The organism is Streptomyces sp. 17_S59 (assembly GCF_056930295.1).
In genome coordinates, this window is sequence record NZ_JBXOWD010000001.1 from 2,859,431 (window position 1) to 2,873,535 (window position 14,105).

Annotated in this window: 13 protein-coding genes; 7 read left to right on the forward strand and 6 right to left on the reverse strand. The window is 64.1% G+C overall.

The window, feature by feature from the left end; all coding sequences use genetic code 11:
- The first annotated feature begins 24 nt into the window (after positions 1-24).
- The gene (locus AC1Z4A_RS12535; RefSeq protein ID WP_483678281.1) at positions 25-1,569 is read left to right on the forward strand and encodes an MFS transporter; all 1,545 of its coding nucleotides are present in this window, start codon (positions 25-27) and stop codon (positions 1,567-1,569) included.
- Positions 1,570-1,629: 60 nt separating this feature from the next.
- Here AC1Z4A_RS12535 and AC1Z4A_RS12540 read toward each other — a convergent pair whose 3' ends face one another.
- Positions 1,630-3,057, reverse strand: a complete 1,428-nt coding sequence (locus tag AC1Z4A_RS12540; protein ID WP_483678285.1) for a hypothetical protein — start codon at positions 3,055-3,057, stop codon at positions 1,630-1,632.
- A 750-nt stretch (positions 3,058-3,807) separates the two neighbouring features.
- Here AC1Z4A_RS12540 and AC1Z4A_RS12545 point away from each other — a divergent pair.
- Both AC1Z4A_RS12545 and AC1Z4A_RS12550 read left to right on the forward strand, forming a co-directional pair.
- Entirely contained in the window at positions 3,808-4,842 is a 1,035-nt protein-coding gene (locus AC1Z4A_RS12545) for a DNA methyltransferase (RefSeq protein ID WP_483678287.1), read from the forward strand.
- A gap of 74 nt (positions 4,843-4,916) precedes the next feature.
- Positions 4,917-5,261 carry a ribbon-helix-helix domain-containing protein gene (locus tag AC1Z4A_RS12550; protein ID WP_483678290.1) on the forward strand — a complete coding sequence of 115 codons (345 nt, stop codon included), beginning with the start codon at positions 4,917-4,919 and terminating at the stop codon, positions 5,259-5,261.
- Positions 5,262-5,455: 194 nt separating this feature from the next.
- Here AC1Z4A_RS12550 and AC1Z4A_RS12555 read toward each other — a convergent pair whose 3' ends face one another.
- Entirely contained in the window at positions 5,456-8,170 is a 2,715-nt protein-coding gene (locus AC1Z4A_RS12555) for a cutinase family protein (protein ID WP_483678292.1), read from the reverse strand.
- Positions 8,171-8,475: 305 nt separating this feature from the next.
- On the opposite strand from AC1Z4A_RS12555, the gene AC1Z4A_RS12560 reads away from it, so the two are divergent.
- Positions 8,476-9,066, forward strand: a complete 591-nt coding sequence (locus AC1Z4A_RS12560) for a hypothetical protein (protein WP_483678294.1) — start codon at positions 8,476-8,478, stop codon at positions 9,064-9,066.
- Between the two features lie 411 nt (positions 9,067-9,477).
- On the opposite strand, the gene AC1Z4A_RS12565 is transcribed toward AC1Z4A_RS12560, so the two are convergent.
- The 3 genes from AC1Z4A_RS12565 to AC1Z4A_RS12575 form a co-directional block, all read right to left on the reverse strand.
- Complete coding sequence (locus tag AC1Z4A_RS12565) at positions 9,478-10,332, reverse strand: macro domain-containing protein (RefSeq protein ID WP_483678296.1); 855 nt, start codon at positions 10,330-10,332, stop codon at positions 9,478-9,480.
- A gap of 20 nt (positions 10,333-10,352) precedes the next feature.
- The gene (locus AC1Z4A_RS12570) at positions 10,353-10,901 is read right to left on the reverse strand and encodes a TIR domain-containing protein (protein WP_483678299.1); all 549 of its coding nucleotides are present in this window, start codon (positions 10,899-10,901) and stop codon (positions 10,353-10,355) included.
- Between the two features lie 76 nt (positions 10,902-10,977).
- On the reverse strand, positions 10,978-12,120 hold the full coding sequence (locus AC1Z4A_RS12575) for a hypothetical protein (RefSeq protein ID WP_483678302.1): 1,143 nt from the start codon (positions 12,118-12,120) through the stop codon (positions 10,978-10,980).
- A 419-nt stretch (positions 12,121-12,539) separates the two neighbouring features.
- On the opposite strand from AC1Z4A_RS12575, the gene AC1Z4A_RS12580 reads away from it, so the two are divergent.
- Complete coding sequence (locus tag AC1Z4A_RS12580; protein WP_483678304.1) at positions 12,540-12,809, forward strand: helix-turn-helix domain-containing protein; 270 nt, start codon at positions 12,540-12,542, stop codon at positions 12,807-12,809.
- Between the two features lie 77 nt (positions 12,810-12,886).
- The gene (locus tag AC1Z4A_RS12585) at positions 12,887-13,696 is read left to right on the forward strand and encodes an ETEC_3214 domain-containing protein (protein WP_483683577.1); all 810 of its coding nucleotides are present in this window, start codon (positions 12,887-12,889) and stop codon (positions 13,694-13,696) included.
- A gap of 33 nt (positions 13,697-13,729) precedes the next feature.
- Here the strand turns inward: AC1Z4A_RS12585 and AC1Z4A_RS12590 are convergent, their stop codons facing one another.
- Entirely contained in the window at positions 13,730-13,972 is a 243-nt protein-coding gene (locus AC1Z4A_RS12590) for a DUF3761 domain-containing protein (protein WP_483678306.1), read from the reverse strand.
- On the opposite strand from AC1Z4A_RS12590, the gene AC1Z4A_RS12595 reads away from it, so the two are divergent.
- Positions 13,881-14,087 carry a hypothetical protein gene (locus AC1Z4A_RS12595; RefSeq protein WP_483683797.1) on the forward strand — a complete coding sequence of 69 codons (207 nt, stop codon included), beginning with the start codon at positions 13,881-13,883 and terminating at the stop codon, positions 14,085-14,087. The genes AC1Z4A_RS12590 and AC1Z4A_RS12595 overlap by 92 nt on opposite strands.
- The last annotated feature ends 18 nt before the right edge of the window (positions 14,088-14,105 follow it).

Sequence of the window (14,105 nt, forward strand, 5' to 3'; positions counted from 1 at the left end):
GTCGAACGAACCCAGGAGGTTCCGATGCGCAAATGGCTGCCGCTCGTCGCGGTATGCCTGGGGACGTTCATGCTGCTGCTGGACGTCACCATCGTCGTCGTGGCGCTGCCCGACATGGCCCGTGGCCTGCACACCTCGTTCGCGGACCTCCAGTGGGTGATGGACGTCTACGCGCTGGCGCTGGCGGCGCTCCTGCTGGGTACCGGCTCGCTGGCCGACCGGCTCGGCCACCGCCGGGTGTACGCGGCCGGGCTGGCGGTCTTCGCGCTCGCCTCGCTGGCGTGCGGCCTGGCGACCGGGCCGACGGCCCTGATCGCCTTCCGCGGCGTGCAGGGGGTCGGCGGGGCGGCCATGCTCGCGACGACCACGGCCATGCTCGGCGGCATCTACCAGGGCCGCGACCGGGGCATCGCCTTCGGCGCCTGGGGTGCGGTCAGCGGAGCCGCCTCGGCGGCCGGCCCGGTCCTGGGCGGCCTGCTCACCGAGTACCTGGACTGGCGCTGGATCTTCTTCGTGAACCTGCCCGTCAGCGTGCTCGCCATCGCCATGACGCTGCGGTTCGTCCCCGTGCCGGGCGCCGGGCCGGGGCGGCGCATGGACCTGCCGGGCATGGCCGCCTTCACGCTCGCGGCGGGCTCGCTGACGTACGCGCTGATCAAGGGCACCGATTACGGCTGGTCCTCCGCCACCACCCTGGGGCTGTTCGGCGTCGCCGCGCTGGCCCTGGCCGCGTTCGTCGCGATCGAACTGCGCCGCGAGGAACCCATGCTGGATCTCGCGCTCTTCCGGCGGGGCTCGTTCTCCGGCCTCATGATCACCGCAGTGCTGCTGTCCGTGGCCGCCTTCTCCTACCTGGCCTACACCTCGCTGTGGCTCCAGTCGGTGCGGGGCATGGGACCGGTGACGGCCGGGCTCGTGTGCCTGCCGATGAGCGGGGCGACGTTCGTGGTGGCATCGCTCGCGGGCCGCTTCCTCCAGGGCGTCTCGCCGCGTCTGACGATCGGCCTGGGGATGCTGCTGATCGGCGCCGGGGCGTTCCTCCAGGCCCTGGTGGGGGCCGGTTCGACCTGGACGGTGCTGGTCCCGGGGCTCGCGGTGACGGGCATCGGCGTGGGGCTGGCGACGCCGGTCCTGGCGTCCACGGCGATGGGTGCCGTGGGGCCGGAGCGCGGCGGAATGGCGAGCGGAGCCGTCAACACGGCACGGCAGCTGGGCAATGCGCTGGGCATCGCGGTCCTGGGCGTGGTCTTCCACGCCGGGATGACCGCCTCCCTGCGCGACCACGGCTCCGAGGGCCTCGCGGACGCACTGGCGGGCGGCCAGGCCGGGGCGGTTATAGCCCACGCGGACGCCGGACGGCGGGGCGCGGTCGAGGAGTTGATACGCACGGCCTTCGCATCCGGCCTGCGGGACGCGTTCCTGGTGTCGGGGGCGCTGGGCGTGATCGGCGGCGTGGTGGCGCTGGTACTGGTACGCCGGACAGGCCGGAATATCCAGCCCGTCCGGCGTTTGAGGACCGGGGGTCTGGGGGCAGAGCCCCCTCACGCGGCGGAGCCGCACATCAGATAGAGCCGGGAAGGGGCGGGGCAGGGGAAAAGAAACCCCACCCCGCCCACCCCAATGGGCGCCCTACGAACCCCGCTTGACGGTCCCCTCTCCCCCGCCGAGCTTCCACTCCTTGTGCACGAGGTCGAACGGAATCCGCCGCTCGAACAACGGCGTACCGAAGATCTTCAGCTGCGCCTGCAACGCACCCGTCAGATCGACACCGCCATAAGCCCCCCACTTGCCGGAGGCGGAAGCGGTCCCGTCCGTGGCGGCCGTGGCCGTCCCCTCGCCCTCGGCCCGCAGGTAGGGCGAGAGGTTGGCGCTGACACCGACGGCACCGTAGAGGCCCACGGAGGCCTCCGCACCCAGCGCGGCCTTGACCTTGCCCGAGGCAGAGGCCGTCGCCCGCACCGGGCTGGCCTTCATCTCGGACTTGGCAACGGGCGTCCAGCCCTTGCCCCACGTGTACGCCCCGCCGACCCGGAAGTCGCCCTTCAGGTCCTGCTTGACGTCGACGCTGAGCTTGCCCTCCGCGTCCACCTGGAGGTAGCAGGTGAGGTCGAGGTTGACCACGACCGGCACGGGCCCGACCTGGATGACCGGGTCGGCGTGCAGCTTGGCGAACGGCAGCTTCACCGGCTTGTCCGCGGTCGTGGCCGCCGCCTGGCCCTTCAGCTCCCACTGGGAGGACCAGTCGCCGGACAGCTCCAGCGAGGCGGTGCCGGGGCCACGGCCGCCCAGCCCCTTCCCGTCGTACGAGAAGTCGACCTCGGGGGCGAGCTGCACATAGCCCGCGGCGGACGCCTCGGCCGTCACCGGGGAACCCGGCGGCGTGGGGATGGAGGTCCCCACGTCCAGCCGCAGGCTGCCCAGCGGCACCTTGGCGCCCTTCGGGCCGACCTGCACCCCGTTGGGCTTCGTCCAGGAGACGTTGACGCCCTTGAGGAGCGGCTCCACCTTGACGGTGGACGGGTCGACCGGGACCTTGCCCTTGGCCTCGGAGTCGCCGAGCAGCGCATCGAGGGTGGCGGGCGCGGTGTTCACCTCGGTGCCCTGCTCGTTCTTGCCGAGCACCTGGGTGACCTTGGCGAGGACGCCGTGGGGGGCGCCGGGCGCAGGGGCGCTGGCGATGACGTCGCCGACGGCCACGTTCGCCTGCTTGGGCTGGGGCGCGACGCCCTTGCCCTTCTTGGGAGCCCCGGAGGGCCCGGATATGACGGCCCGTCCGCTGCTCTTGTCGAAGGAGGCGACCTTCAGCGACGACTTGGCCGCCTTGGGCCCGCCGGGGGCCTTGGCGCCGGAGCCGTCGGACGGGCTCGCCACCGCGCTGGGAGCAGCTGCCCCGGCCGGTGCCGCCGCCACGGCGAGCTGCGGGGCCGTGGCGGCCACCGGCTCGGCGTCGACGGCCTTGTCAGCGGAGGAATTGCCGGAACCCGCACAGCCGGTGACGACGAGCAGGGACGCGGCGGTCAGTACCGGTAAAACGGCATACCTGGTGGTATTGCGCAAAGTTGAGTCCTCAGGAGCGTGAGGTGGGGGCGACCCGGAGGCAGTCGGCCTCTGGGGCCGCATCACACGACAACGGGAAGAGCTGTGATCGCCGGTCCGTCGCGATTACTCGCAAGTAGCGATCTGCAAGATCGTGCCACGCCCGCAGACACCCGCAGAACCGTTTCCCTACCGCGGGAAACATGATCTGCCTCACAGAACGGGTGGTAGTCCGTACCAAGTCCTGATCCGCCATCAGCGCCCGTAAAACCATCAGCGCCCGCACAACGGAGAGCCGGAACAACGCCGAGGCCCCGAAACACCGAAGCCACAAAAACGCCAAGATCCCGCCCGATCTGACGATCGGACGGGATCTTGATCTGGCTCCCATTCCGGTACGGGAACCGTGTGTTGTGGACCTGAGGGGCCCCAATTTGAACCCGTCCCTCATGCGATACGTCCGGCAGCATACAGAGAGTGACCGGACGGACGCATCCTGAAGGGGCCCGTTCCGGCGGCGCGAACGCGTTCGGGCCGTCACCGCCCTGGGGCCAAGCGTTGCTCGTGACCCTTCAGCCCCAGGTGTCAGCTGAACCAGGCTGACTGCCACTTGGTCACGAACGCCTCGGCGCTGCGCGCGCCGAGGCACCCCAACTCACTTGCAGCTCTTCAGCTGCACATACCTACCTAATCCTCGGAGAACCAATCTTTATGAACTCATCTACACCCAAAACGGGCGGTGATCTTAAATGCGTCCCTGAGCCAGCCGCTGTGCTCGGCCCAGACGCCCCCTTACCCCTCAACACCATCCTCCTCGGCGACGTCCACGAGCAGCTGCGTCAGCTGCCCTCATCGTCCATCGACTGCATCATCACCAGCCCGCCCTACTTCGGCGTCCGGGACTACGGGCATGCTGGCCAACTCGGAGCCGAATCCTCGGTTGATGCCTGGGCTCAGGATCTACGTGAGGTCTGCCGGGAATTGGCCCAGGTGCTACGCCCGTCAGGGTCGCTGTGGCTGAACCTCGGTGACGGGTACTCACGGCACGTACGCGAGGGAGCCGTCCCGAAGAGTCTGCTGCTGGGCCCAGCTCGGGTGGCCATGGCGCTGTGCGCCGATGGCTGGGTGTTGCGCAACACGGTGGTGTGGGCCAAGGCCAATCCGATGCCCTCGTCGATTGGTGACCGACTGACGACGGCCCATGAGTACGTCTACTTCTTCGTGCGCTCCCACTCGTACTTCTTCAACCTCGACGCCATCCGGCAGCCGCTGGTGACCACCAGTCGGCAGACGACGGGGAACCCAGACCGGACGTATCCGCCGAGCGGTGCTCGCCAGTCGGGGCGTCCAGTCAGCGACAACGGGGGCCTCGGCAAGCTGAAGGCGGCAGGGCTGGCCGGGCATCCCTTGGGCAAGAACCCGGGCGATGTCTGGAGTCTGGCCACGGCCGGCTACCGCGGGGCTCACTTCGCGGTCTTCCCGAGGAACTTGGTGGAGCGACCATTGCTGGCCACCTGTCCAGAGCGAGTCTGCTCGGCGTGTGGTCGAGCTTGGCAACGAGGGCTCGAGGACCACAGCCGGCGGCGGTTGGCCACGGGGCTGCTGGGTCCGGTCTGCCGCTGCGAGGCCGAAGGGCGTCCTGGGGTGGTGCTTGATCCGTTCCTGGGCTCGGGGACGACGGCCCTCGCAGCCGAGGAGCATCAGCGGGACTGGATCGGCATTGAGCTCAACCCGAGGTTCGCCGCCATGGCGGAGGAGCGGCTTCAAGTCGCCAGGCGGAAGAGGGCGGGCACAGACGCGGCGTAGCTCGTCGGTGGCCTGCGGCTGTTGTCGTCATCCCAGGCGGGATGGCCAGCCGCACCACACCGAGGAGATCTGTCATGACGACGGAGCCCAAGAACGGTGGCGTGAAGACGCTGGGGATCAAGCTCCCCGACGATCTGCATGCCCAGTTCGCCCTGGTTGCCCAGCTCAACGGGCTGAACCTGACCGATGCCATCCGCGCGGCGGTGGAGCTGTACGTCACGCACCACCAGACCGAGGAGGACTTCACCAAGCGTGCCGCGGAGGCGCTCGAGGCGATCGAGCGCGAGGCGGCGGCTCGTCGCAACGCCATCCAGGCGCTGTTCGGCCCTGGCGGTCCGAACAGCGCGGCTACCGACTCGGCATCGACCGATGCGAAGCCTGCGAAGCGTACGGCGCGTGAAGGTGGAGGCGGGTCGTAAGGCGTAGGCGCCGGGGACGGTGAACAAGGGGGTGGAGAGCAGCGCGCTGCTCTCCACCCCGCAAATCTCGCTAAGAAATAAAGCAGCCCGGGTCCTTCCCCTATGTTCAGGGAAAGACCCGGGCTTTTTGGTTCCTGGTGTTACCTGGAACCGGTTGATCGTTCACATCCGCCCGAGCAGCGAGAGCACTGGTGTCAGCTACACGTCGCTGCCGGCCCGGTTGGGAAGGAGTTCAGGACGAGCTCGGTGGTGGGAAGCGGATCTCCCGTACCGCTGACCCGGGCACCCCTACTCTTCAGGCAGTCTCGGATGCTGGGGTTCTGGACTGGTTGCCGCTGACCGCCTCTGATGTAGCTGACGCTCGTGTGGTCAGGGGCGATGACGAGGCTGTTGTCGAGGCTGTAGGTCGCATCATTGGCGATACGACCGAGGGCTCGCATGCGGTTGATGAAGTCCTGGGGGACTCTCTGAACGGTCTGGCCGTGGATGGTCATCAAGGCATCACGAGCCAGCGGGCTGTTGACGTGGTGCAGTTGGTTGTTCTTCACGTACCAGACGTTCGGGTCACCAGCTGCCTCCAGGAGGAGGTCGTCAGGAACGACGAAGTCGTTCTGACGCTCCTGCAGGTCTACGCCCTCGTGACCCATGGACACGGGCTGGTTGGGGCCGTTGAGGGTCTTCACCTCGTCGATGGTGACCTGGAAGGCACCGCCGAAGCGGGTGACGTACTGCTTGTTGTTGGTGTCCTTGAACCAGAAGTTGTCGGGCAGAACGCAGGTGGCGTCAGAGGAGCTGATCTTGCCCATCAGCCTCATCCGGTTGATGAGGTCTTGGGGGACGACCTTGACGTCACGCTGGTCTCGAGCCTTGAGACAATCCCGAACACCGGGGCCGGCCACGTGGTGCAGTTGGTCGTCCCAGGTCTGCCAGACGTTCGGGTCACCGGCGGCTTTGAAGAGCTCGCCCTTTGGGAAGTTGATGAACTGGTTCTGCCGCTCGAGGAACACAGAGCCGTTGTGGCTGAGCGGTTCGGCGCGGTTCTTCGCGTCGAGCTCGTCGAGCTCGGCGGAGGTGACCTGGAAGGCGCCGCCGTAGACGCTCATGTACTGCTGCTTGGTGTTGCTGCCAGTGTCGAACCAGAAGCGACCGTCTGGCATGACGCAGGTGGCGTCGTGTCCCTTGGGCAGGCGGTTGATGAAGCTCTGGGGCACGTTCTCGACCACGGCATGGTTGCGTAGAGCCAGGCAATCCCGGACACCGGGGCCCCCGACGTGTTCCAGCTGGTTGGTCCAGGTTTGGTAGACGTCGGGGCTACCGGCTGCCTGGAAGAGGTGGGCGTTGGGAACGTCCATGCCGCGGGCGAGGAGACCGTTGAAGGTCTCCTCGGAGACGGAGCGGGCTTGGCCCTCGCCGCCGAGCTTGACTACCTCGTTTGGATCGGTCACCAGGTTGCCGGCGCCGTAGAGGACCTGGAGCTGGCGGTTGGTGGTATCGGCCCGGAGCCACATGCCATGCGGGAAGTCGCAAGTGGCAGGCTGGGAGTTGGTCGGAAACAGACTCCGAGCGCTGGCGGGCATGGGGGTGACTGCTCGGTCAGTGGTGGCGTAGATGCAGTCGCGGGTGGCGACGCTGCCTACCGGGTGGCCGGTGTCGGTGAACTGGAAGACGGCACCGTTGCCGTGGAACTGAAGCTGATCGCCGGGGACCCACTGCGGGGCGTGGGTCTGAAGATCTGCAATCCCAGCCGGAACCAGGATGGCCTTGTCTCGCCCGCCGAGGTCTACGACCTCCTCGGGCGAGCCGATCGGGAAGGGGTGCTGGTACTTGATGAGGTACTGGGCACCGGACCGATCACGGAGCCAGGTGTTGTCGGTGGGCATGTGGGAGCCGGGGGATAGGTTTCCGCTTCCATCTCGGTTGGCTTCGATGCCACGGATGACGTCCAGGGAGACCGGGATGGGATCAGCCGTGCCGGTGAGTTGCCTGCTCTGGTTTTGGTAGTCCCTCAGTTGGCCAGAGTCGTTCTTGTTGAACCAGAAGGCTGATCCTCCGGCCAGGACGTACATGTGGCCTTGTTCGGTGGTGAGGAGGGAGCCGTTCTTAGCGTTGAGCGGGGGGGAGGTGGCGGAGAGTTTGTGGAGGATAGCTTGGGCGGTCTCCCAGGCAATATCGTGCATCCACCTGCGCTCGTATGTGCCGTCGTGGTGCGTCCCGGCTTTAAAGTCAATCTTGCCAAGATTCTCCCTCCATACCGAGCCGGTGCAGAGCCAGTCTCCTCTGTCGCACCAGCTGCCTACACGGTCTTCCATGTCGGAAGGTATGTAGGGGATGCGAGAACCAAGGAAGCTCCCCTGATATTCAACCTTGGATTTCCCGGATACAAATCCTAGCTCGTCACCCCGCACCCATCGAGGCTTGGAACCGAGAAGGCGAGCGCCGGGATTCCCTGGGTCAAACTTGGTATCACCTATGAAGGCGACGTGTGCGATACGCTCCCTGATCTCATGCGGTAGTTGCGGGAGCGCCGCACCGATGACATCAGCGCCTTCAGAGTAGCCGCCTAGTGCGTAAATCTCTCGCTGGCACTTGGCGGTGCGCTTCTTCATGAAGTCAACGAGCTCGGCAGTTCCGACCTCAACACTTTTGAAGTAATTCCAGCCTGGTGCGAATCGCACGCTCTGCGTAGCCGGGTACTCGTTGGACTCGAGGTGGTTGTCGTTGTCGAGGTTGCCGATGTTGGCATCCAGGAGGCTGACGCCGGGAAGATCGGCCCTGAGCTGCGCATGGAAGGCGTACGCCTCGGATGTCTCAAAATCGCGAGGTGATCCCCATGGGTGCCAGTCCGCACCGCGCCCGAAGATAGCCAGCACGCTGGCACAGGGCATCGGATCAGCCTGCGCGGCGCTCACCGGCCCCATGACCGTGATAGCCGATGCTAGCCCAGCAGCAGCCATAGCCGCTGAGAGAATTCGCTTTACTCGCAACTTGCTCCGCCTGTCTTTCGTCTCGCGCTTCGACGGGGATGTAAGGTGCCGGGAATGCTCAACAAGCCTTTAACTTGGAGCAAACCTGAAAGTAAATTAACAGAAGGTGCCTGAATATACAAGAGCCCTGAAGGGGTTTGGCGCAGCCTTCAGGGGTGGATATTTCTTAGGGATTGGAGAACGGGGCTTGGTGTTATATAGTAAATCTTGACTAAGCGAGAAAATATTCCATGTTGACCACAGCATCAAGTCCAATCCAAAAGGCGGGCAAGGCCTTAGCGAAACGATCGAAGCGCAAGCGTTGGGTCGTGGCATTGCTGGTGCTAGCTGGGTTATACGTGGTTGCAGATATCCCGGTGAAGATTAACTTTTCGAAGGTCGATGCTCCAGTGGAGCAATTCAGGCGAGATTTTATAGCGCCGCGGGGTGGTGTGGAGTGGGCGCCACCATACAACAATGGCGAAGAATTAATCGAGTACACGCCATTATCGTGCGGATTTGACACTACCTGCCCCGAGGTCAATAGGAGTTGGTGGGTGCCGATGGAGAAAGGTTCGGAAGTCAAGGTTTTGAGGGAGTTTGTCAAGCAGGAGGGTTACGAGCTTGTGGAGCCTTCGGACGATTTGAGTTGCGATCCGGAACGAACTGGCGATTGCGGCATCAATGGCTATAAAGCTGGCATCCGCTTATCCGTCATTGTTTCCCCTGTTGGCGGTATGCGCTCGCCGTCTCGGGATGTTTCTCCTAAGGTATGGCGTTATGTAAGCGTGCGAGCTGACCCAATACCAGAAGTGCCAGCAGAGAAGCTGAAGCAGCAGTAGGGCCACCGGGTGGCCGAGTGGGGCAGTGCCCTGCTGGGCCGCTCCCCCTTGAGCGTGTCTACCACCCTCTTCCCCCTGACATCTCCACCTTCTCTACACTCCCCGCCCCCATGATCACAACTCGCCCTGGGCCACCGGGAGTTCGAGCTCACAGTCGCGGTTTGTGATGTTGGGAAGTGATGGTCACGGCGTTCATCCGTGGTCGATCTAGGTGAACCGTCCGGTAGTCGCACGGGTGTTCAGGTCGTCGTATGCCACCACCCTTGTGGCGCCTCGTACTTCAGAGATCGAGCGCGAGGCGTCGGCTCGCCGCAACACCATCCGGGTGCTGTTCGGGAAGAAGAGTCTGAGTAGCCCGGCTGCCGAGGGTGAAGCCAAGCCGGCGAAACGTCCGGCAGTCGCCCCTCCGTCTCACAACGTCCGCAAAAAAGCTTCCACCTCAAGCATGTTGATGTGGTGGTAGTCCTTCGGGTGGATTATGACCCGCAGTTCTTTGCTGACCAGACTTTGTCGAGAGCGGGCCACGAAGGACAGCAGGATCATTTTGAGGAGGCTCTCTCGGTCAAGGCAGCTGACCCGCGCTAGCTCAGATCCTACGACTGGGATCGAGACAGGCTTTTGCTGACCATGAAGGTAGACGGCTTCCCAAGCTGCGCCAAGGCTCTGCCATAGAAAATCCACATTGGAGCTAGCGATCAGGTTGTTCTGCATCTTGCTGTAAGCAACGCAAAAGAAGTGCTTTGTTGGATTGCCGAGTGCAGCCACTGTTCCAATTGGGTAGCGTTCGAGCTTCCCGATGCTCTTGTCTGTGCGTGTCTCGGTAGCCTCAGCAACTTTCCCGGCCAGCGCCGAAGCGAGTTCCGCATCAAGCCTGGTTAGGTCCTGGTTGTAGATACGCTTCAGGAACTGCCCCTGCACACTGGATTCGCTGATGACCACCCCGTTGGTTGTGTCAGTGTCGAAGGTATCGCTAAAGCCCACTATGAGGTGGGAGTCCTGGTTAAAAAGATCGCCTATCTCGACACGTATTTTAATGTCCGGCCGGTTGAAGATCCGACTTACCTTATGTCCTGGCCAAGCCTTGATGATTCCGAAGAGAAGTGCTGCGGTCACCAACACGATTAGAGCAGGCCAGCGGTTGTCACCGGAGGGGCGAGCCTCCGGCCACAGAGCCAGCCCGATCTGGAACATGCCTGTCACAACACCGAAGGCGGCCAGTGCGTTCCGTAGAAGCAGTGAGGTTCCGCGCCGCGTACCGAACAGCACGGCGAGGCTGTGCCTCATCTCTACAGACCGAGGCCGGTGTAGACGTGCTTCTTGTAGTGGTACGGCCCGGACTTCGGGTCCGCCGCAGTCGAGTTCTTCTGGAAGGATTCGACGTAGTCATCGAGCGCGTACCTGATGATGGCCGGCTGGAAAGACACACTGATCGAGTAGTGGTCGGTCAATGTGGCCGGGATTTTTGATGACTGGGTCGTCCGAGACTGGTCGAGGTTCACAAACACCACTGGCAGGTTACGTCGCTTGATGGCTTCGATCTCGTAGTAGAGGAAACTCGATTTCCTAGCAGCCTTCGGCTTAGTGGTGTCACTCAGGAGAACCACGGTCTGCTTAGTGTTCGAGAGCCGCTCGCCGAGTCGGCGTCGGATCGTCTCTGGCTGACTCGTATCCAGCGCCGTATTAATGTCGTGCGCATCAAAGAAGTCGAAGTCGATGTCCTCGTTGTCGCGCCAGGCTTTCATCAGGTAGTAGTACTTGATGTCCTCGCTGGCGAACGCGACGTAGGTCTTGTTCCGGTAAGCCACATCGACCTCGAGTTCTTTGGCAGTCCACACTCTCGAATGCGAGCGAAGGGATTGTACCCACCGGCTGGAAGATCACGTACGGGTGATTAAAGATGATTAGTTTCGATCATTTTTGGCCACGGCCCGCCGCTCGGCGGGCCTCTACGCCTGGCTTTTTCATCTCATCATCCAACACCCACACAAACCCCACCCCACCCTTCGGAAACACCCAACCGTCAAAGCTGACTTCTATGGAGGGTGTTGGGTCTGATGTAGGTAGTTGGGTGATCCGCGGTTGCTCAGCTCCAGCGATGTAGTCCAGCACGTTCAGGTTCCGGATGCCGGCGTCTCCGTAGCGAAGTTCAGCCTTGAAGCCCTTGGTCGGCCTGGCCAGGTCGAGATGGATGAGGTGCCCGTTCTGCTGCACCGCGGTGTGGTAGATGTAAGAAATGGTCACCTCCCGTTGGTCGGTGACGACGTTGTCACCGAGGTTGGCGGTGTAGACCTGGCTGCCGCGCTTCGATGTGCGACGCATCGGCCGCTGCTGGCCGTCAACGGTGACTTGTGCCAGCTCGAAGGCTTCGGGAGAGGCTCCGTCCAAACCAGCGATCGGCTCGAAGTACCAGGCGATGGTGAAGGCCGGATCATGGAGGAGCTCGCGGTACTCCTCGAGGTCGGAGACGCAGGCGAAGCGCAGCACGGAGCTGCTGGGGATGGTGCGGTACTCCCAGCGGATGGTGGCCACGAACATCGAGCCCGCCCCAGAGGTGGGACCCGGCTTCCAGGGGGTCAGTTCGATCACAGCTCGGGCGTCGTGCCAACGCTCTGGAGCTCGAACGACTTGTTCGCGGAGATCGGTGTAGACCTCAGTGGCCAGGTCTCGGTCACCCAGTTGGATGGCCAGGCAGTTTTCGATGATCCGATCGAGCGTCCCCGGTGACGCCACGCTGGTCAGGGAGTCGGGCGCGAAGGCGAAGCCATCGACCACGGCATCACGGATGGCGGGAGCTTCTTCGGCCAGGACGCGGCGGAGACGCTCGTTGGCTCGCTCTTCGGCATCAGCCTTGTCGAGGTACGTGAAGAAGATGACGATCAGGCCGGTGGTGAAGAGGGCTGAGCCGAGGTCGGTGATCGGCAGGTTGGTGATCAATGACCCTGCCTGATCTTTGGCCCAGTGCCCGAGCGCCAGAAGAGCAACCCCGACGACCGTGGAGACGGTGGCGAGCAGCGTGAGCTTGGTGCGGTAGAGGCGTTCCAGCGGGCCGTGCATATTCAAGATCAATTATATAGAACCCGCAGGTCAAAGCAAGGTTTGACCGTTTTCCTGGGGCAGGCAGCAGCCCCGGTCCCCCTTCCGGGGGCCGGGGCTGCTTGGGTCTCACAGAGTCGAGTACGGGCTCCCCTTGGGCTTCGGCTTGGACGCCTGCTGCGATCCGCCGCCGGTGCCGCCGCCCCCGCCGCCACCGCGGCTGAAGTTGAACTGCGTCATGGGGTTCACCTCTTTCACTAGAGATCACCTGGCCGCCGGCCGATCCCGGGGAGTCCGCGCACGTATATATACGGCTCGGCTCCGGGGGTTCGCCCGGGGCTGCGTCCGCAGCCTAGCAGGACGCATGGTCATGGGACTCAAAGTCATGGGATTTATCGTCTCTGGATCTTTAGGCTTGGGACGCATGCACTTGGGCTGCCATGTCAAAGCCAAAACAGCCCATCTCAGACGCAGCTCAGACGTTCGGGTCGCGGGTCCGCGATCGCCGGAACGAGCTGGGCAAGAGCCAAGAGGCTCTTGCCCATGACTGCGGGCTGCACTGGACGTTCGTCGGCCAGGTGGAACGCGGGCGGCGGAACATCTCGCTGCACAACATCCTGAAGCTGGCCGAGGGGTTGAAGATCGATCCGGCGGAGCTCATGCGGGGGCTGAAGGCGCCGGAGGGGCCGGAAGGGCCGGCCGAGGCGTAGAGCGGCCGCTCTTCCGTGTGACAGTCTTCAGGCAAACGCACCGCGGTCTACCCGGGGGCCGGAGACTCTGCGGCGTGATGTTCTCGTTCCAGCTGCTCGACATGATGAAGCCAGTGCCCTTGGCCGCCTCCACCGCGACGCTGGGCTCGCTGGCCTATACCTGGTGGCTGAAGACGACGATCGGTCGCAGGCGGCGATGGCGGCGAAACTTCTTGAGCCTCGCGGTGCGCATGCGCCCGGAGGCCGTGGAGGAGTTGTTCGGCAAGCCGCTGTTCGAAGACAAGACCACGGGTTACTACCTCGAGGAACGGCGAGGGCTGCGCCGTTACCCGATGCGCCGGCGGGAGGTCGAAGTGATCAGCCGCGTCTGGCAGCTGCACCGTGACGGCTTCTTGGTGACGTGGTCGGAGGATGAGCGGGTGGTGGCGTACTCGCTGACGACGGCTTGCTGGGGCTTCACACCGAAGATCCAGATCGGGCCGGAGGCTGACAACCTTTGGATCAAGCTGGGACGCAGCCGCTTCGCGGAGGTGCCGAGTGGCAGCATGCGCGAGCATCTCGGGTGGGTCGGTGCCCGGAGGTACAGCTACTGGGAGAGCCACTGGTGGGGGAATCCAGGTGGGTACCAGCACTGGTACTTGGGACTCAACTTCGGGGGCCACGTGGAGTCTTTGGCGACTCCCCCGCAGGTCCATTCCAAGGAGCCGTTTGACGAGGCCACGCAGGCCTTTCGCAAGAGCGGCACGATCAACAGCGTGCTGGTGTGCTGCACGTTCCCGATCTTGGAGCTCAGGGAGACGGGGCCGGATGGGGATGTGATGAGGTTGGTGAGGCGGGCGGGGTGGCTTGAGAAGAGCCGCGCACGGCTACGACGTGCGCGGCACTGAGGGCGTCGTTGTCACCCACGCAGATCTCAACCTCTACTTGTACCAATACCTCACCCCCCGATGGTGCGAACAAGTCCCACTGAACCGAGCGCCGTACCAGTAGCTCTTGTCCTTGCACTGGGCGGTGGCTCCACGGGGATGCCGGCTGTTCGCCTTGCAGACGCCGGTGGTGTGGTGAGCGCAGGTGGCGGCCTCAGCAGCCGTCGCGGTGATGGTCGAGGCCAGCAGCAAGCCCGCCGTGATCAGGCTGGCGGTGGTGCGCATCGTGGTGAGCATGATGGTCTCCCGGCGAACGTGGTTCGAGGGGAGCAAGCATGGCGAGCCGTTGCCCGTGAACAGGCCAGTTCAGAAGGTTGGTTACCGGGCTGCGACGTACGAGATCGTGACGTGATCGGGTGTGCGAATTGAG

Bases quoted from the DNA above. Each gene is read 5' to 3' on its own strand.
- AC1Z4A_RS12580 (WP_483678304.1), top strand. From the start codon at position 12,540: ATGTCAAAGCCAAAACAGCCCATCTCAGACGCAGCTCAGACGTTCGGG.
- AC1Z4A_RS12585 (WP_483683577.1), top strand. From the start codon at position 12,887: ATGTTCTCGTTCCAGCTGCTCGACATGATGAAGCCAGTGCCCTTGGCC.
- AC1Z4A_RS12560 (WP_483678294.1), top strand. From the start codon at position 8,476: ATGTTGACCACAGCATCAAGTCCAATCCAAAAGGCGGGCAAGGCCTTA.
- AC1Z4A_RS12535 (WP_483678281.1), top strand. From the start codon at position 25: ATGCGCAAATGGCTGCCGCTCGTCGCGGTATGCCTGGGGACGTTCATG.
- AC1Z4A_RS12575 (WP_483678302.1), bottom strand. From the start codon at position 12,120: ATGCACGGCCCGCTGGAACGCCTCTACCGCACCAAGCTCACGCTGCTC.
- AC1Z4A_RS12550 (WP_483678290.1), top strand. From the start codon at position 4,917: ATGACGACGGAGCCCAAGAACGGTGGCGTGAAGACGCTGGGGATCAAG.
- AC1Z4A_RS12590 (WP_483678306.1), bottom strand. From the start codon at position 13,972: ATGCTCACCACGATGCGCACCACCGCCAGCCTGATCACGGCGGGCTTG.